Below are 21,794 nucleotides of genomic sequence, written 5' to 3' on the forward strand. Positions count from 1 at the left end.
TATATTTCTTGACTATCTATTCGCTTTCTTTCTTCTAAATAACATAAGTAATCCAGCTCCAACAAACGCAAGACCAGCTCCAATTGTAGAAGCAATACTTGCACCTGTTTTCGGTAAATCACGTTCATCTTTTTCAGCTTCTTTATTTTCACCTACAGTTGTTGTTTCTTTTGTATTTTGATCATCTGTTGTAGTTTGTCCAGATCCAGTATTGTTTCCATCTTGCTTTGGTTCATTACCATTATCACCTTCTTCTGTTGGTGGTGTTGGGTTTTCTCCATTACCTGTTGGCGGTGTCGTTGGGTTTTCTCCATCACCTTTCGGTGGTGTCGTCGGATTTTCTCCACCACCTGTTGGCGGTGTTGTTGGATTTCCTTCACCAGTTTCTTTATCATCATTTTTCTTCGTTATATCAATTGCATATTTAGCAAATTGATTCTCAGATGGTCCAACATATGATATGTTCCCATCTTTCTTTATATACTTTTGTGCATTTGGTGAAGAATCAAATGTTGTATTTAATTTATCTGCAACAATCGGTTTAAACGTCCAATTTTGATCAGCTGCTGGATCAATATTTTTTATTTTTTGCATATACTTCACAATGATTTGACGTGTTTCATCTTGTGATTGGTATACAACTTCCCCTTCACTTACACCTGGGAACGTTTGACTACTTCCACGATAGTTATTTGTAGCGACGATGAACTTTTGATCATCAGCTACTGGCTTACCTTCATATGTCATATTTACAATACGATTCGTATTTGCATTTACAATTTTTCCATCTTTATCGTATTTCGCCGGTTGCGTTACATCAATTTCGTATTTTAAGCCATCTAAAATATCAAAGTTATATGTAGGATAGCCTATATTTACTAACGGCTGTTCTTCTGTTTTCTTTGGATTAATTTGATTAAACTGACCTGCAGACATTTCAAGCCATTCTTTCACTTGCGCTCCGTTTACTTTTACAGCATATAACGTATTCGGATATACATATAAATCTGCAACGTTTTTAATTGCTAACGTTCCAGCTGGAATATCAGTATAATATGCAGCACCGTTTCGGCCACCTGCTTTAAATGGTGCACCTGCAGATAAAACCGGAATATCTCTAATCTTTTCGTACTCTGGTTTTTTAAGTTCTTGTTCTACATACCATTTTTGCGCATTTGTCACAATTTGTACGGAAGGATCATCTTGTACTAATGAAAAATAACTATTAATTGGTGCTTTCGTTTCACCTACATGTGTATTTACATATTCGATTGTCTTTTCATGTTCATCTTTAATTTCATTAACTAATTTTTGATCAGATTCTACTAATGGATTACCTTTACTATCAGCAATCGGACGAAGTTGCGGCTTAGACTGATCTTTTTGCACTTCCCATTTTCCGTTTACCTTTTTCAATTGCATATCAATAATACCTAAGTTACTACCAAAAACACCCGGCATTACAACTGGAACACCATTAAATACGTCCTTCACTTCAGTATGTGAATGTCCCATTAATACTGCATCTACGCCTGGAACTTGTGTTGCTAAATGATATGATGCATTTTCCATTTTATTTACTTCTTTATATTCGCTCTTATCGACGCCTGAATGAGCCAATGCAACGATAATATCTGCACCCTCATTTTGCATTTTTTTCGCCATTATTTTTGCTGTTGCGACGATGTCTTTCGCTTTTACTTTTCCTTCTAAGTTCGCTTTATCCCAGTTCATGATTTGTGGTGGAACAAATCCCATTACACCAATTTTCACTATTTGTTTTTGGCCTGCTTCATCCACTACTTCTTTCTTTAAAATATGATATGGTTTAAAATAATTTTCATCGTTCTCTTCCTTATCATCATGGTCAACTTTATATACATTCGAGTTAATAACCGGGAAATCCGTTTTTTCAATCACCTTGTTTAAATAATCTAAACCGTAGTTAAATTCATGATTCCCAAGAGAGATGACGTCATACTTCATTAAATTCATTACACGATATAATGGATGTGTATAACTAGGATCCACACGATTCTTCGGATCTTTTATTTTATTCGCTACGTAATCCCCAAGCGGTGTCCCTTGTAATGCATCCCCATCATCAAATAGGACAGAGTTTTTCACTTCTTCACGTGCTTTATTAACGAGTGTTGCCGTTTGTACAAGACCTACTTTATTATCTGTTTTCGTTTGATAATAATCGTAATTCATTAAGTTAACGTGAATATCTGATGTTTCTAGAATTCGTAAGTTAACTGTACTCTCCCCAGTGTTCTCATCTGCATGAGCTGTTGCTGGCATTACTTGCGGTGCCATTACACCAATCGCAAGAGTTGCTCCAGCTAGCATTTTTTTTGACTTTTTCACAAAAAATCCCCCTTATACAATTACCAGAAATAATGAAATGAATCCCTATCTGTCTCTAACCACATACCTTTTTTCTTCTATTAGAGACACAATTTTCATTTCACCCTGCGCTAACGAGTAGTCCCCTTAAACGCTCGATTGATGAAGACTAACAATTAATAGGAAATAAAGCTCCCACTAATTAAAATTTCACCTTATCTGACATTATCATATATAAAGTTCTTTCCTATCGTCAATATTTTTTGACAAACTTCAACAAATTTTCTGTAAAGTTATTATAAACTTTTCATAAACATATAATATGCCCTTACATTGCTAATACTGCTGAATATGATACAATTACCAATTACAAGGAGGATGAATTTATGAAAAAAGTCATCTTAACAATTGTTTGTCTCCTCCTTCTGATCATTTCTTATTCTTATTTTGAAAAGAACGACGAGACAAAACAAAATGAATCTGAAGAAAAAACAGAAAAAACATCTGCCCCAAATTGGATTGATAAGCAAACAAACGAATCATTTTATCATCTTGTATTAGGTGATTCACTCGCTAAAGGATATGGATCGACACAAGGTGGATTTGCTGAATTAGCCTCTAAACAAATAGAAGCACAAACTCATAAACCAATTACTGTAGAAAACCTTGGGATAAACGGTCTTACAACAGATCGTCTCGCTAAAAAAGTTCAATCAGAAGATGTAAAGCAAAAAATTAGAGCAGCAAATATCATTACAATTAATATTGGGGGAAATAATTTATTTCGCTTAAATCGTGATGTCGGTGTTATAGACGGTATTAAAATGTTAAATAAAGAAAAAGCTCATTTTGAAGCGGATGTAAAAAATATTGTAAAGACAGTCCGAGATCAAAATCCGGATGCTTTACTCATTCTTTCTGAACTCTATAACCCGTTACAACTCGATGACTCCATCGCAAGTTATGCAGATATGTTTTTAGACGGCTGGAATGAATCCGTTTATTCCATTGCAAAAGTGAATCAACCATCTATCGTTTTGCCAATTCGTAAATTAATATCGAATGATAAAAAAGAATTGCTCTTTGACCAAGTACACCCAAATGATAAAGGCTATACGATTATTGCCGATTCATTTACAAAAAAAGTGTTGGCCTACAAATATTAAAATTCCCATGAAACAATTCTATTTTTATAACATGTCTTTTTTGTTACAATGATAGTGGAAGGGGGCCTTTATATGGAATCACGCGAGTGGGAACGTATTGTTGATCATCTTCTTTCGCTAGTGCCTCTTTTTTATCGCAAATTTATGCTTCCTGGAGAATTTTCTTCTCAAAGACATATGCCGCCATCACATACACAAGTATTACTGCTTTTGCATGAAAACGGCACATTAGCAGTTTCCGAAATCGGCAAGCGGCTAGCGATTTCACGGCCTAACATGACACCTCTATTAAACAAACTTATTCAAGAAGAACTAATAGAGCGTCATTATAGCGAAAAAGATCGACGGGTCATTTTAATTTCTCTAACAGCTGAAGGGAAATTATTAGTAAATCAGTATCAGCAATTCATTTTAGACAAACTAAAAGAAAATTTCCAAACATTATCTGAGGAAGAGCGCGAAAAGCTCATTCATTCTCTTCAAACCATTCAAAATTTAATTTTGAAAACAAACGTATAAAGCTGCTTCTAAATAGAAGCAGCTTTATGATTCGTAATAGTTACCATAGTACACATTGGAATATGGCCATGTTGTTAAATATGGTTTTTTTTCCTGTGTAGGCTGTTGTTGTGGTAATTGTGGTATTTGTGATAATTGCTGTAATTGTTGTTGCCGATATAATTCGTATTGTCTACTCGTATCATAAACCGGATAATAATTTACATATGGATATACTTGAGGTACGTAATAATAATACATTATCCTCTCCTCCTTTTTCTTAAACATATTCAAAGGAGAAAATGAATGTGACATTGTTTATAATTGTACAAGTGGTTCTCTCACTCGTTTCTTCCTTTTCTTCAAGCGTAACTTACGGTTCTTTTCGTATAAATAATGCACAACGAAATATGAAATGAGACCAAACACAACTCCTAAAATCGTCATTCCAATTAATACATACACTTCACTTTGTAATAAGCTCTTTAATATCGTAAAAATGTGACTTGAAAACAAGTCCGCTATCGTAAATGGTTCATGATGAATTTTCTGTACATGAAATGGATAAATCATTTTTCCTAGCGCATACGCAAGCGGAAATAAAAATACTGGGAGAAACGATATTTTCCCAATAATATTGCCAATAACTGCCGCAGGAAAAGATCCCTTTGCTAACCTGACGATTGGATAAAATACTACATATACGAGCGATGCCGTATAAATGACTAACATTTCTAAGCCGAATCCTATAGCAAACCCTAACGATACTTTCTTTGCGCCTTCTGGCGATCGAAGCAACTTATAATATTGAAACTTTAATATTCTCCACATCCGCTGAAAAAACGAATATGTTTTCTTAGTTGTTTTCACCCTCATCATCTCTTTAACTATATTTTTATATGTAGTATGTCCTTACACACTCTGAAAAACAAATTTAGTTTTCTCTTTTATTATAAATGATATCGAAATGGTTAACCAAATATACATCCGACATTTTAATATAAAAAAACCTCCCTTTTAGGAAGGCTCTTCTACATTTTTAAATAAACTCACTAATAACGCTTTTTGAGCATGCAATCGATTACCAGCTTGCTCAAATACGATAGACTGTGGTCCATCTATAATTTCGCCTGTTACTTCTTCTTCACGATGGGCAGGTAAACAGTGTAAGAAACGATATGTTTGTTTCGCATGCTTAACAAGTTCGTTATTGATTTGGTAAGGTTGAAATAAAGAATATTTCTCTTCTTCGCCCTCTTGCCCCATGCTCATCCAAACGTCAGTATAAATGAAATCTGCTTCATTCACCGCTAATTCAGGATCATGCAAAACTTCAATTTCAGCTCCTGTTTCCTTGGCAATCGCTAACGCTTTTTTTACAATCTCTTCATTCGGTTCATATCCTACAGGCGTTGCAACAGTCATATGCATTCCGACTTTTGTACTCGCTAGCAACAATGAATGACATACATTATTTCCGTCACCTACGTAAGCTAATTTTATTCCTTTAAATGTATTTGTTTCTTCATATATCGTCATGAGGTCTGCCAATGCTTGACAAGGATGATGATCATCCGTTAAACCGTTAATAACAGGAATACTCGATTCTTTTGCAAGCTCTTCTACATCCGCGTGTGAGAATGTACGTATCATGATCCCGTCAATATACTGCGATAATACTTTCGCAGTATCTGAAACGGTTTCTCCTCTTCCCATTTGCATCTCTTTCCCACTTAAAAACATACCATGTCCCCCGAGTTGTACCATTCCCGCTTCAAAAGATACACGAGTACGAGTTGAATGCTTATCAAAAATAAGCCCTAATATTTTGCCTTGTAATAAAGGCTCTTGCTTATTCTTTTTTAAATATATAGCGAACTCAATTAAAGAAATAATTTCTTCTTTCGTTAATTCTTCTAGTGTTAAAAGATCTTTCGTATTTAATTTCGGTACTTGTACAGTTGACATGAAACTTCCCCCTTATATGATTGATACGTTTTTTGTACAAACTACTTTTTTTATTATATATACTGCCTGTTCTAACTCTTCATTCGTGACAATGAGTGGCGGTAATAGTCTTATAACATTAGGGCCTGCTTGTAATACGAGAAGTCCTTCGTTTTCTAGTTGTTCTATAAAACTTGCAACTTCATGCTTACACTCAATCCCAATCATAAGCCCCTTACCACGTATATTTTGAATACATTCGACATGCTGTAATTCCTCTTGCAACTTCTCTAATACGTACTCGCCTTTTTCTTGTACTTCTTTTAAAAACGATGGTTTTTTACTCACTTGCAATACTTCTTTCGCTGCAGCCATCGCGATGTAATTCCCGCCAAAAGTTGAACCGTGTGATCCTGCAGTAAACGACGTTCCGAGCTCTTTCCCGCCAATCATCGCTCCGACAGGAATCCCATTCCCAAGTGCCTTTGCAACGGTAACGATATCAGGCTCTATTCCCACTTGTTCATAAGCGAATAGTGTTCCAGTTCTTCCTATCCCCGTTTGTACTTCGTCTATAATAAATAAGGAACCGAACTTATTACATAATTTTTCAATCTCTTTCAAAAAAGATAGATCAGCAGGTATTACTCCTCCCTCTCCTTGAACAACTTCTACCATTACCGCCGCAACTTCTTCATTCATTACTTCCTCTAATGCTTTAATATCGTTAAAAGGGATATGTAAAAAAGATGGAAGTAATGGACCAAATCCTTCTTTCACCTTATCTTGGCCCGTTGCACTCATCGTTCCAAATGTTCTACCGTGAAAAGACTGCTGGCATGTTACGACGAGAGATTTTCCAGTATGCTTACGTGCTAACTTTAAAGCCGCTTCATTTGCCTCTGCCCCACTATTACAGAAAAACACATAATCTAATGCTCTATTTTCTGTTAATAATGACGCAACTTCTTCTTGTAAGCTGTTTGTAAACAGGTTAGATATATGCCATATATCATCAAGTTGCTCTTGTACACCTTTGAGAACAGTAGGGTGACAATGTCCTAAATTACATACGCCAATTCCTGATGTAAAATCTAAATATTGCTTACCTTTATTATCAATAACTTTCGTTCCAGTTCCCTTTACAAACTCAATAGTTCTTCTGCCATACGTTTGAAAAAGATGACTCGTCATGCAATACTCACACCTTTCGTTACCGTCGTTCCAATACACTCTCCCGTAACCTCAGTAAAATCTTTTGTACCATTCACAATACTTATCTTTTGCACTCCCATTTTTAATGATGCTAGTGCCGCCTGTACTTTCGGAATCATCCCACCTGTAATAACACCTGTTTCTATAAAAGTTGCAATTTCAGATTCATCCGTTTCCTTTACCAAATTCCCTTCATGTAATATTCCATCTACATCCGTAATAAAAATAAGCTCTTTTGCCCCTAACGCGGCCGCAATCCCAGCTGCAGCATTGTCCGCATTTATGTTATAAATTTCATTACCATTTACCCCGATTGGAGCAATAACAGGAATATACCCCATATTTATTAATCCTTTTAATAAGGCTGTTTCTACATAACTTACTTCTCCCACATATCCTATCTCCTCGCTGACAGGTTGAACTTGAAGTAAATTACCGTCACACCCCGAACAACCTACAGCAAGTAAATTATGCTTTTGTAAATTCATTACGAGTTTTTTATTCGTACTTCCGCATAGCACCATTTGAACAACATCCATAACTTCTTTTGGTGTTACGCGTAATCCATCTCTTTTTTCTACGTTGATGTTACAATCTTTTAATTTGGCATCAATTTCTGGCCCACCACCATGAACAATCACTACTTTATACTTCTGTTGCAATTTCTTTATACAATCAAAAAACACAGCATTTAATTGATTCAACATACTACCGCCGCATTTCACTACAATATAATCGCTCATCTTCTCTCTCCTTATGTACGATAACAAGCATTTATTTTCACATATTCATAGCTTAAGTCACAGCCCCAAGCTGATCCTGTCTCTTCACCTAAGTGTAAGTACACATTAATGACTATTTCATCTTCTTGTAATCTCTCTTTCATTTCTTCTTCAGAAAATATTTGAGGCTCACTATTTTTTAATACCGATATAGATTGAAGAGTAATGTCAATTGTGTTCGGATTAATAGCTACTTCACTTTGTCCAATACTGCTAATAATTCGCCCCCAGTTTGGGTCTTCACCATGTATTGCTGTTTTCACAAGACTCGAACCGACTATTTGCTTTGCAATTTTTTTTGCCTCTTCATTCGTTTGAGCTCCTAGCACATTTACTTCTATTAACTTCTTAGCTCCTTCACCATCTTGCGCAATTTTTTTCGCTAAATCTTCACATACCTTCTGTAAAGCACATACGAAAGTTTCCCAATCTGTATGTTCCATATTTATCGGTCTTGTTTCTGATAATCCACTTGCCATAACGATGACCATATCATTCGTAGAAGTATCTCCATCTACCGTAATTTGATTAAATGTATGATTCGTAATTTGGGATAACACTGTTTGCAATACGTCATGCTCTATATGAGCATCTGTCGTAATAAAACTAAGCATCGTTGCCATATTCGGATGAATCATCCCTGAACCTTTTGCAACACCCGCAATCGCCACTTTCTTCCCATCAATAATCATTTCATAGCAAGTTTCTTTCGTTATAAGATCCGTCGTTAAAATTGCTTCAGAAAAACAATATGCTTCACTTTCTTCCTTCGTTGGTATAAGAGTTGCAACTCCCTTTCGGATTATATCCATCGGCAGTGGAACACCAATTACACCTGTTGAAGCTACTGCAACGTAATTTTCTTTCATCCCAAAATGTTCCGCCCCTAATGCGCGCATCTCGTATGCGTCTTGTAATCCTTTCATTCCAGTACAAGCATTTGCATTTCCACTATTAACGATAATTGCTTGTAACTTCCCTTCTGCCGTTATACTATCCTTCGTTACTTGCAAAGGAGCTGCTTGTATTTGATTCGTTGTATACACAGCGGCACATGATGCAGGTACATCACAAACGATGGCACCTAAATCCTTTTTCTCCTTTTTTAAACCATTTGCAGTACCAATTGCAGAAAAGCCTTTCGGCGTTACAATTGAACCATTTTCTAATTTTGTAATAGACGCTACTTTAATCATCATGTCCCCCTTATAGATAAAGCGGCATATGTTGTAAACCTGTTGTCTCTTCTAGTCCCGCTATTATGTTTGCATTTTGAATCGCTTGCCCAGCCGCGCCTTTCATCATATTGTCTATAACAGAAACGACCGTAACTCTTTCAGCTCTTTCATCGTAAGCTATGCCAATATCACAATAATTTGAGCCTCTCACTTCTTTTGGACTTGGAAATTTCCCTTGCGTACAAATTCGGATGAAAGGCGATTGTTCATACGTTTCTTCATACAATTTTTGAATTTGCTTTATTTCCATCTTTTGTTTTACTTTTGCATAAAGTGTAATCATGATTCCTCGTGATATCGGTATTAAATGTGTGCTAAATGTAATTGGCTGTGATTCACTATTCCATTCTGTAAGCATTTGCTCAATCTCTGGAACGTGCTGATGCTCATTCACTTTATAAATGTGCAAGTTATCATATAGCTCAGGAAAATGAGTCATTGTTGTTGGTGTTTTACCTGCTCCTGATACCCCTGATTTCGCATCAATAATAATCGAATCTTCTTCAATCATGCCGCTACGTACTAACGGCGCTATCGCTAGCAATGTGGCTGTAGCAAAACATCCTGGGTTTGCAATTAAATTTGCCTTTTGAATCCCAGTCCTTTTCCATTCACTTAACCCATACACTGCTTTTCTAAGAATTTCTTCTTTCGCTGCTGGCCTTTTATACCACAGTTCATATGACGAAGGATCTATCATACGAAAGTCTCCAGATAGGTCAATTACTTTTAAACCTTCTGCTAATAACTTGGGAGTTAACTCCGCCGATACTCCTGCTGGGGTTGCTAGAAATACGATTTCTGCTTCTTTTCCTATCGTCTCCACATCAATTTCTTGTAACGTATGAAAAAGGACATTTCGAAGATGCGGATATACATTTGTTATACACTCACCAACTTGTGAAAAAGAATGGAGAGATGCTATCGAAAAATATGGATGTTGTTCTAATAAACGAATTAACTCAATGCCCCCATATCCAGTGGCTCCAATAATTGCGACTTTCATAAGTTCCTCCTCATATCGATTCTTTAAATTAAGTATGATTATAATATTGTATATTTATAGAGTCAATTAAATATTTATAAATTTTTAAATCTAAAAAAACTTAATTTTATTAGAAAAATAATATACTCAACCGAATTTTTATACAAAAATAGTGCATAGTAGTTTTTTTATTTCACTTCAAGTACAATAAAACAATACATACGTACATACAGGCGGGGAAAAATATGAACGAAAAATTAATTGAGAAAATGATTATAAAAAGTTTTCAACAATATCAATGCAGTCCAATATCAAAAGAAGATCAGGAAATGCTAGTGAAACATATTCAAACGGTGACTCATTCAAATATTGAAATTGATTTATACGAGGAAATTGAGGATATTGTTTATGATTATGTAACTGGAAAACAATAAAAAATAGGAGATTTCCATATGGAAATCTCCTATTTTTTACTTAATGATTTACCTGCTACACGTTCAAATAAACCTGGGAATAAAGCATAAAGTTTCGGGCCAATTCCCATCCACTTCGGTAAGTTTACTTCACGTTTTTTCGTGTGCATCGACTTTACGATTTGTTCTGCTACGTATGTTGGTTTTAACATGTAACGTCCCATATTCTTTACATATGTACCAGATTGATCCGCTATTTCAAAAAAGTTTGTATCTATCGGACCTGGATTAATTGCTGTAACATAAATATCTGTATTGGCTAATTCCATGCGTAAACTATTCGTAAATCCTAATACGGCATGTTTCGTTGCTGCATAAGCACTCGATTTCGGAGTTGCAATTTTTCCAGCAAGTGAAGCAATATTAATAATATGTCCTTCATTCTTGTTTACCATATAAGGTAGTACCGCTTTCGTACATGCTACTAATCCAAATACATTTACTTGGAACATATCTTTTACTTCACCCATTGACGCATCTTCAAACGTTTTAAAAATACCAAATCCCGCATTGTTTACTAATATATCAATACGTCCCACTTCTTGTAATACCTTTGAAAAAACAGACTGTACTTCCATCTCATCACTTACATCTAATACATAATAATAGCAAGGCGTATTATAAGTTTCTTTAATTTTGTCTACTAACGCTTGTAGTTTCTCTTCTGTTCGAGCCATTAATACTGGAGTCGCTCCCTGTGCTGCAACTTGCATTGCAACTTGCTCACCAATCCCACTAGAAGCACCTGTAATGACGATTACTTTATTTTGTAAACGTACTGTCATTGCTGTCACCTACTTTGCATAATAAATCAATTGTTGCGATGACTCATCAATCATCACTTGTTGATTATATGCTAAATAGTCCAATTGTCCAACCGTTTCTGAAATAGTAAGTGGTAATTGTTCTTTATATAATACCGGAAATAGTTTTACACATACTTCAAATGCTGTCATTGGTTTTTCCTTTAATAACTCAAGTACTTTAAAAGCACGTGTTTCTTGCTTTTGTAATCTCGTTTCAATAAGTTGTTTCACATTTAGAACATCTTCCCCATGCCCTGATAAAATGCGTGAAATATTCATTTCGCTTAAACGCTGTAATGTTTGATTATATTGTAGTAATGGGCGTGCCCGTTCTGTTTGCCCTTCATATGGTGGTTCTAGTATTGGATTCGAAGAAATATGACTAATGAGAGCATCTCCACCAATTAATATTCCATCAGATTCTCTATATAAAGAAATATGAGTAGAAGCATGACCTGGTGTTTCAAGCACTGTAAATCCAGGCAAAGAATTAATACGATCTCCTTCTCTCACAGTATGCGTTAACGATCTATTACAAGAATATTTAAGTGTCCTCGTCGTCAATAACGACTCGTCTTTCAAAAATGCTACTGGCACACCAAACTGTAAGGCCGTCTCTCTAAAAAATTCATGATACCGCTTTAAAAACTCTGGATTTTGTGTGATCCAAGGCTCATTCCAAGGATGTCCAATAATATTCGTCTTCTCAGAAAATATATTTAAAAGTCCACAATGATCTGCATGATGATGCGTAATGACTACTGTTTCAATATCTTCTATCGTATGTCCTAATGCACCTAATTGACTTTCTAACGCATTTCTTGCCTCTTCTGTATTCGTCCCTGTATCAATTAATGTTAATGTCTCCCCCTCAACTAAAAACACATTCACAGTTTCCACTGCAAATGGTACAGGAATCTCCATTCGGTGAATCGCCGTCATGCTTAGCCCCCCTGTCTCTTTCCGGTTCAAAAATGAATACTTCTTCAGTTTACAACTTCTATATATATTTGTCATTATTTTCAGATAAAAAGAGGTGTTTCCTATAAAAAAACGAATGTATGTACATTTATAAGAATTTCTAACCAAAATTAAAGGAGGAACATCATGTCTATTCAAAACATTTCCTTTCTCGGTGCAGGCTCTATTGCTGAAGCTATTATTGGTGGCTTGTTACATGCAAATGTTGTTAAATGTGAACAAATTACTGTAAGTAATCGTTCTAACGAGACAAGATTACAAGAGCTACATAAAAAATACGGTGTCAAAGGTACTCATAATAAAAAAGAATTACTTACTGATGCAAATATTCTTTTTCTAGCAATGAAACCAAAGGATGTTGCAGAGGCGCTTATCCCTTTTAAAGAATACATAAATAATAACGTGCTTATTATTTCATTACTAGCAGGTGTTTCTACTCACTCAATTAGAAAACTACTTCAAAAAGACGTTCCAATTATTCGTGCAATGCCAAATACATCCGCAGCCATTTTAAAATCAGCTACCGCTATCTCCCCTTCGAAACATGCAACAGCGGAACATATTCGCACTGCAACATCTTTATTTGAAACGATTGGTCTCGTCTCTGTTGTAGAGGAAGAAGATATGCATGCTGTCACTGCATTATCCGGAAGTGGACCTGCTTATATTTATTACGTAGTGGAAGCTATGGAAGAAGCTGCAAAAAAAATTGGTTTAAAAGAAGATGTTGCAAAATCACTTATTCTTCAAACGATGATTGGTGCTGCTGAAATGCTAAAAGCAAGTGACAAACACCCTTCTATTTTGCGAAAGGAAATTACTTCTCCTGGCGGAACTACCGAAGCAGGTATTGAAGTATTACAAGAACATAAATTTCAACAAGCACTTATTTCTTGTATTACACAGGCAACGGAACGATCACATAATCTTGGAAAAACATTAGAACAACTAACAAAAGAAAAATAAAAAAAGGAGCTCAAGTTTATTTGAGCTCCTTTTTCTATAATTACACTTAGTTATTGTTCTTCCCAAAAATCTCTTCTTGCAGGCGACGACCAGTCGGCGTTGCTGCAAGTCCACCTTCCGCTGTTTCACGAAGTGCTACTGGCATCGTTTGTCCGATTCTAAACATTGCCTCAATTACTTCATCACATGGAATTGTACTCGTTACACCAGCTAATGCTAAATCTGCTGAAATCATCGCATTTGCAGCTCCTGCTGCATTACGTTTTACACAAGGTACTTCTACAAGTCCTGCAACAGGATCACACACTAAACCAAGCATGTTCTTTAATGAAATTGCCATCGCTGTAGCTGCTTGATCTTGTGTTCCACCAGCCATCTCAACTGCAGCTGCAGCCGCCATTCCACTTGCTGAACCAACTTCAGCTTGGCATCCTCCTGCAGCACCAGAAATACAAGCGTTATTCGCAACAACCATACCGAAAGCTCCTGCTGTAAATAAGAATTCAATCATTTCTTCACGTGTAGGCTGCAATTTTTCTCTTAGCGCAAATAGTACACCTGGCACTGTTCCAGCAGACCCTGCTGTTGGTGTTGCACAAATAATTCCCATCGCTGCGTTTACTTCATTTGTTGCAACAGCTTTGCTTACTGCATCCAAAATCGTATCTCCAGATAAGCCTTTTCCACTCTTCATATACGCTTGAACTTTTACAGCATCTCCACCAGTTAAACCAGTTGGTGATTTCACGCCGCGAATACCACGTTCTACTGCTTGTTCCATCACGACTAAGTTCTTTTCCATACCAGCAATTACTTCTTCACGTGAAATACTTCTTGTTTCCATTTCACATTGAATCATAATTTCTGCGATTTTTACATTTTGTTCTTTAGCTTGCGCCACTAGTTCCGCTGCGTTCCGAAACATGGTGTGTCCCCCCTGCAATTAATCCATAATAGTTACTTGACAAATATTTTGTTGCGCTTTTATTTCTTCAATCACTTCATCTGCTAATAATTCATCTGTTTCAATAACCATAAGCGCTCTTCTTCCTTTTTCTTTACGAGAAACACTCATTGTACTAATGTTAATCTCGTTTGTAGCAAGGATTGAAGCTACTGCTGCAATAGCACCAAAGCGATCGTTATTTACAATAAGTAGTGCTGGACTTGTGCCTGATAATTGAAGATCGAATCCGTTTAATTCTACAACTTCAATTTTACCGCCACCAATTGAGCAAGCAACAACTTCAATTTCTTCTTCACCTTTATACAAACGAATTTTCGCTGTATTTGGGTGAGGTGCATTGGCATCTTCTTCAATGAATTCCACTTCAATTCCGCGCTCTTTTGCTATTTCTAGCGCCTCTGGAATACGTAAGTCATCTGTTTCAAATCCTAATATTCCACCGATTAGTGCTACATCCGTACCATGCCCTCGATACGTCTTTGCAAATGATCCATATAACGAAATGCTTACTCTTTCTGGTTCATGACGAAACAGCTGGCGAGCAACTTGCCCCATTCTTGCCGCGCCTGCTGTATGTGAACTTGATGGTCCAATCATAACTGGACCGATAATATCAAATACTGAGCGATACTTCATCATAACTCCCCCTAAACCTCTATGCAAAAATTTATTCTACTATTCTATTAACCTGCTACATCTGTCGCTTTTCCAGTTGTACCACGAATTTGTTCTGCTGTATGAATTGGATAATTTTTAAATAAAAGTAATCCAATATAACCTGAAATAATACCAGTTATAATAATACATAAGAATCTTAGCATTATTTTCATTAAAAAATGATATAAGATAATCCACAATAAAGTCTGGTAGCAATCCAAAGTTTAACACAGAAGCCATTGCAAGGATAGCATAAACAAGCGATATCTTTCCTATTATAATTCTCATGTTACTCTCTCATGGTTTAGTCAACTTCACTTGTTACGATAATAACTAAAAAGCATGTGACTTATCATAAATTATAATCTGCCCTCATTATAGCTTGTTTTTTATAAAACGCTTACTTTTGTTGAATTTTAAAAGTTCTGAATAAAAGTCCATTCCTGCTATTTGTATCACTTGTATGTCATCTGACTTATATAACAGTTTTTCTAAATAATCATTATTTCGTATTTTTATCGTATATATTCAAACCATTCTAATTTTCTGTATCATCCAAGTATAAGTATAAAATAATAACAGTTTTATTTTTAAATTTTTTTAGACATAAAAAAATGGTAACCCACCGTTACCATTTTTTACAAAATTATTATTTTTCTACTGGGAATGATTTCAAATCTGTCGCTATTTCTGTATTAGAAAACAACTCTCTTGCCTCTTTCAATAATTCCTTATATGTATCTCCTTGATAGCGAGAACTAATGTGAGTTAAGATTAATCGCTTCGCATTTGCCTGAAGTGCAATGCTCGCAGCTTGCTTAGATGTGGAATGAAAATAATCATGCGCTTGTTGCTCATCTTCTGCTGCGAAAGTCGCTTCATGGACAAGTACATCTGCATCTTGCGCAAGCTCCCTACTCGCTTCGCAATATCGCGTATCACCTAAGATAGTAATAATTCTTCCTTTTTGAGGTGGGCCGATAAACTCATTTCCATTTAATATCGTGCCATCCTCTAATTCAACTACTTCTCCATCCTTTAAACGTTTAAAGATTGGACCTGGTTTCACACCCATCTCAAGCAACTTATCAACTAAAAGAGCACCTTGTATATCTTTCTCTACAATACGATATCCAAAACATTCTATACCGTGTGACAATCTTTTCGTTTCTACATAAAATTCATTATCTTCAAATACGGTACCTTCTTCTGTTATCTCCACAACTTCAAGTGGATATTTCACATGTGTCGTACTTACCGATAATGCCACTTCAATAAATTGTTTAATTCCTTTCGGTCCATACACCGTTAAAGGCGTAGTTCCTCCTTGAAATGAACGGCTACCTAATAAACCAGGCAATCCAAAAATATGATCGCCATGTAAATGCGTAATAAATATTTTTTCAATGCGGCGCGGACGTACAGATGTATGTAATATTTGATGTTGCGTGGCCTCGCCACAATCAAATAACCAAGTTTGTCCTCGTTCTTCTAACAATTGTAAAGCAATTGCTGAAACGTTCCTTCCTTTTGAAGGAACACCTGCACCAGTTCCTAAAAATACAAATTCCACTTTCTTTCCTCCAGCTCTAAATATACTCTATCTCTCATCTTACGGAATGTTATTTCAAATGGCAAATTGAATTTACATAACCAATCATCTAGACAACTATATAACACGAACATTATACTTAAAAAATTTAGCAAACGTTCGTGTTTTGTGTTAAAATGATTATACTACATTTTAAGGGAGCGTTTTATTATGAAAGAAGTATTTCGTTTACAAACTGATTTTTCATCTTCATTTGATCGCTGGGTAAGTTCTTTCGTGTCTGATCACCCAGCACAATTAGAATGGACAACTTTAAAGGAATTAATCCATGAATATACAACATCACATACAAATGATACGTTACCAGCATATATTTCTTCAGCTTTAACATATTACGCCCAACGCGTTTCAACTACAAACAGTTCAGAGATTGTTATTTTTGAAAACCCTACAATCTCGTAATCTATAATAAAAAAGCACTGGTTACAGTGCTTTTTTATTTATACTTATTTAGCAAATGATTATATTCCGTCCAAAAGTCTGTATACATACTTTGATCAAACTCATCTAAAATTATCTTTTCACTTGATTTATTGAATAATTCTTTTGCTTGTAGCGCAAAAGAAACAATTTGTTTTCTATATTCATTTTCATTTACTTCTATATGAAGCCTTCATAGTATATAGCCTTTTGATCAGTAGAAATAACTTTGATAAAATCCTTTAAAACCACATTTTCACCTATATGGTTTATAGTCCAATGAATTGAAATTGGGCATCCTAACATGAGCATAGTGCCACATCCGTGCAAAATAAGCCCCTCTTCATTTTCAATATCACAAATATATTCTTTATCTAAAGTTCGTAACAGAGCTAAAGCTGATTCACTTATTCCCCATTCCTCATCCATACCTGTTTGTGTAATAATCGTTCCATCCACATTTAAATAAATTTCCCCGTGAGAACATAAATCTTCCTGCTCATTAAACAACCACTTTTGATTCTCAATATTTATAATAAAATTTTGTGGTACCATTACAAATTCCCCTTTTATAAAAATACTTATTTTCCACATTATTTATAATTAATATCATGCATTTCATCCCATATATCTATTATAAATCCATTTAATATTTTAAAAACACAGATAAAAAAGATATTGACACTACGATTTTACAGTGCTAACATTCAACATGTAATTGAATATGGTCTCTGTTAGGTGAGGCTCCTGTATAGAGAAACGCTGCTGCCCAAAAATGTCGAGAGACGCCAATGGGTCAACAGGAAAGGTCGGAATGAAGGCCTTTTTTAACGTAGCTGGTTTCAGTACCTATGCTATACAGTGCTAAAACTCAACGAGGGAGAGGTGCATGTATTTTGTCATACACAAAAACTGTTTTTATTTATGTCTACTAGCAGTCTTTGTTGTGGACTCTTTTAACTGCGAATTCAGACCTTTACTCGTTTTGAGTAAAGGTCTTTTTACGTCTATATGCACCTTACTATGAAACAAACATAGCATATTCAGAAACTACTAAATTGTACGGAGGTGAGGAACAGTTGGCAATTGATGATTCGGCCCAGATACCCATACGTTTTACATTCATATTTCATCATGTAGGTAGGAAAGAAACTGTTCCTCACCATTTCAAATAGTTAGGTAACAGATTGTTTCCTCCTTCATGACAGAGGAGGAACTACCGATGTTTAATTTACAAAGACAAGAAACAAAGCATGCTTATGAGCAAGATAGCATGAAAACAAATAACGAATTATTAGTGGAGGTTGCAACACAAGATGTAATCTCTGCGTTAAAACTTCTAGAAACAACACAAGATGGATTATCTAAACAAGAAGTGGCTCGTAGACTTTCTTTATACGGTCCGAACGAAATAGCTCATAATAAAATGGCGCCGTGGTACATTCAATTTCTGCTGGCATTTAAAAATCCATTTATTTTCGTTTTATTAGCTCTTGGAGCACTCTCCTTTTTCACAGATGACATACAAGGAACAATTGTCGTATCTGCAATGGTACTACTTAGTGCAACGATTCGGTTTTCCCAAGAATTTCGTTCTCAAAAAGCTGCCGATAAGTTAAAGGCTATGGTTCGAACAACTGCGAGCGTATTTAGAATAAATGGATTTGTACATGAAACAAAAAATGTAACGAATTTAAATCGAAATTACACAACAGAAATTCCAATTGAAGAACTTGTACCTGGCGATATTATTTCCCTTTCAGCAGGTGATATCGTTCCAGCTGATGTGCGTGTTGTATCCGCTAAAGATTTATTTGTTAATCAATCTTCTTTGACAGGGGAAGCACTTCCTATAGAAAAATACGAACACTGCTACCATACAGAAAATAAGCATATCTTACCGAAAAACATGAAAAAAAATTACAATCCACTCGATATGGAAAACCTTTGCTTCATGGGAACAAATATTGTAAGTGGTAGCGCAAAAGCTGTTGTCATCTCAACAAGTACCGATACGTATTTCGGCTCTTTAACAAATAAGGTGATCGGAAAGCGTGTAGAAACAAGCTTTGATAAAGGTGTAAACAAAGTAAGCTGGCTCTTAATTACATTCATGCTTATTATGGCGCCTATCGTCCTTCTCATTAACGGATTGACAAAGGGAGATTGGCAAGAAGCTTTCTTCTTCGCTATTGCCGTTGCTGTTGGCCTTACACCTGAAATGTTACCAATGATTGTAACTGCTAATTTAGCTAAAGGTGCCGTTAACATGTCTAAACAAAAAGTAATTGTAAAACAGCTAAATTCTATTCAAAACTTAGGTGCTATGAACATTCTTTGTACAGATAAAACCGGAACTTTAACAGAAGATAAAGTTGTCCTTGTTCGTCACTTAGATTCTAATGGAAATAAATGCAATCGTGTCTTGCAATTTGCCTATTTAAATAGTTTCTATCAAACTGGATTGAAAAACTTAATAGATAAAGCTGTTATTAAGCATACAGAGGAAAACAATACATTTGACCCATCAGCTTTTCAAAAGCTAGATGAAATTCCATTCGATTTCGCCCGCCGGCGTATGTCAGTCATCGTAAAAGATATTTCAGGTGAACATACAATGGTTTGTAAAGGTGCCGTAGAAGAAATTTTATCAATTTGCAACTACACTGAAGTGGATAAAAAAATCGTTACACTCACTGAGGAAATACGCTCAAATGTCAAAAAACTAAGCGAGACATTGAATAGTGAAGGTATGCGGGTTATTGCTGTGGCTTATAAAAAAGATAGAAACATAAATGATAAAGAGTACGCAGTAAAAGACGAAACTGATATGATTCTCGCTGGATATATCGGCTTTTTAGATCCACCGAAACCATCTGCAGCAGCTGCAATTCAAGCATTACAAAAGCATGGTGTACAAGTAAAAATTTTAACTGGCGATAACGAAATTGTTACACGAAAAGTTTGTAAAGAAGTTGGATTAGATATCGGCGAACCAATCCTCGGTTACGAGATTGATTCTTTACCAGATAAAGCATTAGCAAAACTTGCTGAAGAAACGACTGTATTTGCGAAGCTTAATCCAATGCAAAAATCTCGCATTATACACGCATTACAAGGAAACGGACACACTGTAGGTTACATGGGAGATGGCATTAACGATGCTGTAGCATTACGTGAAGCTGATGTCGGAATATCTGTTGATACTGCTACTGATATTGCGAAAGAAGCTTCTGATATTATTCTACTCGAAAAAAGTTTAACTATATTAGAAGCCGGGATTGTAGAAGGACGTACTACATTCGGAAATATTTTAAAATATATTAAGATGACAGCTAGCTCTAACTTCGGTAATGTGTTTAGCGTGTTAGTAGCAAGTGCTTTCATTCCTTTTTTACCGATGCTTGCCATTCATCTTTTAATTCAAAACTTACTTTATGATATTTCACAACTTTCTATTCCATGGGACAAAATGGATAAAGAGTTTCTAGAAAAACCCCGAAAATGGGATACTGCAAACTTACGAAACTTCATTATTTGTATCGGCCCAATTAGTTCCATATTTGATATTATCACATACGTAGTCATGTGGAATGTATTTGGCGCAAATACACCGAGCGAGCAATCATTATTCCAGTCCGGTTGGTTTGTGGTTGGATTGTTAACACAAACTTTAATTGTTCACATGATACGAACACAGAAGATTCCATTTATTCAAAGTGCTGCATCAACACCCGTCGTTTTATTAACCGCTCTTATTATGGCAATCGGGATTTATATTCCATTCTCACCACTTGGTGCAGCCGTTGGTTTACAAGCATTGCCACTTAGCTACTTCCCTTGGTTAGTAGGAATACTATTAGGCTACGCTTTTTTAACACAATTCCTGAAAAAGCTTTATATTAAAAAGTTTCATAGCTGGTTGTAAAAATAAGAATGAGTGGGTATTCCCCGCTCATTCTAAAAGACATAACACATATTTATATATGGAGGTGACCATGATGGTATGGTACGATATTATATTCAGATTAGTTATAGCAATTATTGTAGGAGCTTGCATCGGAATGGAAAGACAATGGAGACATCGAATGGCTGGGTTACGGACAAATGCTCTCGTATCACTTGGTGCCTGTATATTTGTTTTATTATCCGTCATGCTTGATCATGATGCTAGCCCCTCACGCATTGCTGCTCAAGTCGTTAGTGGCATTGGTTTTTTAGGGGGTGGCGTTATTATCCGCGATGGTTTTAGTATTAGAGGGCTAAATACGGCAGCTACTTTATGGTGTGCAGCTGCTGTCGGTACTCTTACAGGCGCCGGTTTCCTCGTTGCAGCTATATTAGGTGCAGCCGGCGTGTTACTAGCAAATATACTTCTTCGCCCAATTGCTCTTTTTATGAATAAAAAATCAAAAGAAGAATCACCTGAACAAACGAACTACTTACTTTCCCTTACTTGTTCAGAAGAAACTGAAGCACATATTCGTTTTTTACTTATGCATATGGTAAGTACAGAAGGGCTCAGTTTAAAAGAGTTGTATAGTGAAGATGTAGATTCTAATCAAAAAGTTTGTATACAGGCTACATTACATTGCAAGACAAATGCAGCTATCTTAATTGAAAAAATAGTAAGTAGAATGCTATTAGAATCTGGCGTTACTGGAGCTGGATGGAAGACTTCTTTAGATTTAGAAGCGAGTTAAATAGGAAAGGTGTCATGATTTTTACTACT

21 protein-coding genes, 1 pseudogene and 1 riboswitch are annotated in these 21,794 nt (G+C 35.8%); of the genes and pseudogenes, 7 read left to right on the plus strand and 15 right to left on the minus strand.

Annotation, left to right across the window (positions count from 1 at the left end; translation table 11 throughout):
* Positions 1 to 12 precede the first annotated feature (12 nt).
* Positions 13 to 2,370 carry a bifunctional 2',3'-cyclic-nucleotide 2'-phosphodiesterase/3'-nucleotidase gene (cpdB, locus tag QCI81_RS07590; RefSeq protein WP_071729712.1) on the minus strand — a complete coding sequence of 786 codons (2,358 nt, stop codon included), beginning with the start codon at positions 2,368 to 2,370 and terminating at the stop codon, positions 13 to 15.
* A 365-nt stretch (positions 2,371 to 2,735) separates the two neighbouring features.
* Here cpdB and QCI81_RS07595 point away from each other — a divergent pair, with 365 nt between their 5' ends.
* Positions 2,736 to 3,515: a GDSL-type esterase/lipase family protein gene (locus tag QCI81_RS07595; protein ID WP_353810653.1), complete on the plus strand. Its 780-nt coding sequence runs from the start codon at positions 2,736 to 2,738 to the stop codon at positions 3,513 to 3,515.
* A 72-nt stretch (positions 3,516 to 3,587) separates the two neighbouring features.
* Complete coding sequence (locus QCI81_RS07600; RefSeq protein ID WP_000445819.1) at positions 3,588 to 4,034, plus strand: MarR family winged helix-turn-helix transcriptional regulator; 447 nt, start codon at positions 3,588 to 3,590, stop codon at positions 4,032 to 4,034.
* A gap of 24 nt (positions 4,035 to 4,058) precedes the next feature.
* Here the strand turns inward: QCI81_RS07600 and QCI81_RS07605 are convergent, their stop codons facing one another.
* The 7 genes from QCI81_RS07605 to argC all read right to left on the minus strand — a co-directional run bounded on the left by QCI81_RS07605 (position 4,059) and on the right by argC (position 10,201).
* Positions 4,059 to 4,274: a hypothetical protein gene (locus QCI81_RS07605; protein WP_000291956.1), complete on the minus strand. Its 216-nt coding sequence runs from the start codon at positions 4,272 to 4,274 to the stop codon at positions 4,059 to 4,061.
* Between the two features lie 57 nt (positions 4,275 to 4,331).
* Positions 4,332 to 4,892: a DUF2062 domain-containing protein gene (locus QCI81_RS07610; protein ID WP_063537384.1), complete on the minus strand. Its 561-nt coding sequence runs from the start codon at positions 4,890 to 4,892 to the stop codon at positions 4,332 to 4,334.
* A gap of 138 nt (positions 4,893 to 5,030) precedes the next feature.
* A complete protein-coding gene (gene argF / locus QCI81_RS07615; RefSeq protein WP_071729708.1) occupies positions 5,031 to 5,981 on the minus strand; it encodes an ornithine carbamoyltransferase in 951 nt (316 codons plus the stop codon).
* 12 nt (positions 5,982 to 5,993) lie between these two features.
* The gene (locus tag QCI81_RS07620) at positions 5,994 to 7,154 is read right to left on the minus strand and encodes an acetylornithine transaminase (RefSeq protein WP_071729706.1); all 1,161 of its coding nucleotides are present in this window, start codon (positions 7,152 to 7,154) and stop codon (positions 5,994 to 5,996) included.
* Positions 7,151 to 7,918, minus strand: coding sequence for an acetylglutamate kinase (gene argB, locus QCI81_RS07625; RefSeq protein ID WP_001286792.1), 768 nt, complete (start codon positions 7,916 to 7,918; stop codon positions 7,151 to 7,153). The genes QCI81_RS07620 and argB overlap by 4 nt, the downstream gene beginning before the upstream one ends.
* 11 nt (positions 7,919 to 7,929) lie before the next feature.
* Positions 7,930 to 9,153, minus strand: coding sequence for a bifunctional glutamate N-acetyltransferase/amino-acid acetyltransferase ArgJ (gene argJ / locus QCI81_RS07630; protein ID WP_050844495.1), 1,224 nt, complete (start codon positions 9,151 to 9,153; stop codon positions 7,930 to 7,932).
* A 10-nt stretch (positions 9,154 to 9,163) separates the two neighbouring features.
* Complete coding sequence (argC, locus tag QCI81_RS07635; protein WP_071729704.1) at positions 9,164 to 10,201, minus strand: N-acetyl-gamma-glutamyl-phosphate reductase; 1,038 nt, start codon at positions 10,199 to 10,201, stop codon at positions 9,164 to 9,166.
* Between the two features lie 224 nt (positions 10,202 to 10,425).
* Here argC and QCI81_RS07640 point away from each other — a divergent pair, with 224 nt between their 5' ends.
* Positions 10,426 to 10,614: a YqzH family protein gene (locus QCI81_RS07640; protein ID WP_001003222.1), complete on the plus strand. Its 189-nt coding sequence runs from the start codon at positions 10,426 to 10,428 to the stop codon at positions 10,612 to 10,614.
* A 29-nt stretch (positions 10,615 to 10,643) separates the two neighbouring features.
* On the opposite strand, the gene QCI81_RS07645 is transcribed toward QCI81_RS07640, so the two are convergent.
* A complete protein-coding gene (locus QCI81_RS07645) occupies positions 10,644 to 11,438 on the minus strand; it encodes an SDR family NAD(P)-dependent oxidoreductase (protein WP_071729702.1) in 795 nt (264 codons plus the stop codon).
* Positions 11,439 to 11,447: 9 nt separating this feature from the next.
* Positions 11,448 to 12,401, minus strand: coding sequence for an MBL fold metallo-hydrolase (locus QCI81_RS07650; protein ID WP_016080348.1), 954 nt, complete (start codon positions 12,399 to 12,401; stop codon positions 11,448 to 11,450).
* 165 nt (positions 12,402 to 12,566) lie between these two features.
* Here QCI81_RS07650 and proI point away from each other — a divergent pair, with 165 nt between their 5' ends.
* On the plus strand, positions 12,567 to 13,406 hold the full coding sequence (gene proI / locus QCI81_RS07655; RefSeq protein WP_000027242.1) for a pyrroline-5-carboxylate reductase ProI: 840 nt from the start codon (positions 12,567 to 12,569) through the stop codon (positions 13,404 to 13,406).
* A 46-nt stretch (positions 13,407 to 13,452) separates the two neighbouring features.
* Here proI and sdaAA read toward each other — a convergent pair whose 3' ends face one another.
* The 4 genes from sdaAA to rnz all read right to left on the minus strand — a co-directional run bounded on the left by sdaAA (position 13,453) and on the right by rnz (position 16,603).
* Complete coding sequence (gene sdaAA, locus QCI81_RS07660) at positions 13,453 to 14,331, minus strand: L-serine ammonia-lyase, iron-sulfur-dependent, subunit alpha (RefSeq protein WP_000489461.1); 879 nt, start codon at positions 14,329 to 14,331, stop codon at positions 13,453 to 13,455.
* Between the two features lie 18 nt (positions 14,332 to 14,349).
* Positions 14,350 to 15,009 carry an L-serine ammonia-lyase, iron-sulfur-dependent subunit beta gene (sdaAB, locus tag QCI81_RS07665; protein ID WP_000877449.1) on the minus strand — a complete coding sequence of 220 codons (660 nt, stop codon included), beginning with the start codon at positions 15,007 to 15,009 and terminating at the stop codon, positions 14,350 to 14,352.
* A gap of 47 nt (positions 15,010 to 15,056) precedes the next feature.
* Positions 15,057 to 15,203, minus strand: a complete 147-nt coding sequence (locus QCI81_RS07670; protein WP_000699983.1) for a hypothetical protein — start codon at positions 15,201 to 15,203, stop codon at positions 15,057 to 15,059.
* Positions 15,204 to 15,679: 476 nt separating this feature from the next.
* A complete protein-coding gene (rnz, locus tag QCI81_RS07675) occupies positions 15,680 to 16,603 on the minus strand; it encodes a ribonuclease Z (protein ID WP_000397454.1) in 924 nt (307 codons plus the stop codon).
* A gap of 189 nt (positions 16,604 to 16,792) precedes the next feature.
* On the opposite strand from rnz, the gene QCI81_RS07680 reads away from it, so the two are divergent.
* Positions 16,793 to 17,044 carry a DUF3932 family protein gene (locus QCI81_RS07680; RefSeq protein WP_000665709.1) on the plus strand — a complete coding sequence of 84 codons (252 nt, stop codon included), beginning with the start codon at positions 16,793 to 16,795 and terminating at the stop codon, positions 17,042 to 17,044.
* Between the two features lie 34 nt (positions 17,045 to 17,078).
* On the opposite strand, the pseudogene QCI81_RS07685 reads toward QCI81_RS07680, so the two are convergent.
* A pseudogene (locus QCI81_RS07685) lies at positions 17,079 to 17,617 on the minus strand (hypothetical protein).
* 168 nt (positions 17,618 to 17,785) lie between these two features.
* A riboswitch (M-box (ykoK) riboswitch) is annotated at positions 17,786 to 17,953 on the plus strand.
* A gap of 331 nt (positions 17,954 to 18,284) precedes the next feature.
* On the opposite strand from QCI81_RS07685, the gene mgtA reads away from it, so the two are divergent.
* Both mgtA and QCI81_RS07695 read left to right on the plus strand, forming a co-directional pair.
* Positions 18,285 to 20,990 (plus strand): magnesium-translocating P-type ATPase, encoded by a 2,706-nt coding sequence (mgtA, locus tag QCI81_RS07690; RefSeq protein ID WP_142340435.1) that lies wholly within the window; start codon positions 18,285 to 18,287, stop codon positions 20,988 to 20,990.
* A 73-nt stretch (positions 20,991 to 21,063) separates the two neighbouring features.
* Positions 21,064 to 21,765, plus strand: coding sequence for an MgtC/SapB family protein (locus tag QCI81_RS07695; protein ID WP_140155615.1), 702 nt, complete (start codon positions 21,064 to 21,066; stop codon positions 21,763 to 21,765).
* Positions 21,766 to 21,794 lie beyond the last annotated feature (29 nt).

The sequence above is a fragment of the Bacillus cereus group sp. MG20 genome (assembly GCF_040459885.1).
GTDB classification, from domain to species: domain Bacteria; phylum Bacillota; class Bacilli; order Bacillales; family Bacillaceae_G; genus Bacillus_A; species Bacillus_A cereus.

Coding starts and splice junctions, on each gene's coding strand:
- QCI81_RS07650 (WP_016080348.1), bottom strand. CDS start 12,401: ATGACGGCGATTCACCGAATGGAGATTCCTGTACCATTTGCAGTGGAA.
- QCI81_RS07645 (WP_071729702.1), bottom strand. CDS start 11,438: ATGACAGTACGTTTACAAAATAAAGTAATCGTCATTACAGGTGCTTCT.
- QCI81_RS07610 (WP_063537384.1), bottom strand. CDS start 4,892: ATGATGAGGGTGAAAACAACTAAGAAAACATATTCGTTTTTTCAGCGG.
- QCI81_RS07595 (WP_353810653.1), top strand. CDS start 2,736: ATGAAAAAAGTCATCTTAACAATTGTTTGTCTCCTCCTTCTGATCATT.
- QCI81_RS07640 (WP_001003222.1), top strand. CDS start 10,426: ATGAACGAAAAATTAATTGAGAAAATGATTATAAAAAGTTTTCAACAA.
- sdaAB (WP_000877449.1), bottom strand. CDS start 15,009: ATGAAGTATCGCTCAGTATTTGATATTATCGGTCCAGTTATGATTGGA.
- QCI81_RS07620 (WP_071729706.1), bottom strand. CDS start 7,154: ATGACGAGTCATCTTTTTCAAACGTATGGCAGAAGAACTATTGAGTTT.
- QCI81_RS07670 (WP_000699983.1), bottom strand. CDS start 15,203: ATGAAAATAATGCTAAGATTCTTATGTATTATTATAACTGGTATTATT.
- argJ (WP_050844495.1), bottom strand. CDS start 9,153: ATGATTAAAGTAGCGTCTATTACAAAATTAGAAAATGGTTCAATTGTA.
- proI (WP_000027242.1), top strand. CDS start 12,567: ATGTCTATTCAAAACATTTCCTTTCTCGGTGCAGGCTCTATTGCTGAA.
- argC (WP_071729704.1), bottom strand. CDS start 10,201: ATGAAAGTCGCAATTATTGGAGCCACTGGATATGGGGGCATTGAGTTA.
- QCI81_RS07600 (WP_000445819.1), top strand. CDS start 3,588: ATGGAATCACGCGAGTGGGAACGTATTGTTGATCATCTTCTTTCGCTA.
- QCI81_RS07680 (WP_000665709.1), top strand. CDS start 16,793: ATGAAAGAAGTATTTCGTTTACAAACTGATTTTTCATCTTCATTTGAT.
- QCI81_RS07605 (WP_000291956.1), bottom strand. CDS start 4,274: ATGTATTATTATTACGTACCTCAAGTATATCCATATGTAAATTATTAT.
- sdaAA (WP_000489461.1), bottom strand. CDS start 14,331: ATGTTTCGGAACGCAGCGGAACTAGTGGCGCAAGCTAAAGAACAAAAT.
- argF (WP_071729708.1), bottom strand. CDS start 5,981: ATGTCAACTGTACAAGTACCGAAATTAAATACGAAAGATCTTTTAACA.
- mgtA (WP_142340435.1), top strand. CDS start 18,285: ATGTTTAATTTACAAAGACAAGAAACAAAGCATGCTTATGAGCAAGAT.
- argB (WP_001286792.1), bottom strand. CDS start 7,918: ATGAGCGATTATATTGTAGTGAAATGCGGCGGTAGTATGTTGAATCAA.
- QCI81_RS07695 (WP_140155615.1), top strand. CDS start 21,064: ATGGTATGGTACGATATTATATTCAGATTAGTTATAGCAATTATTGTA.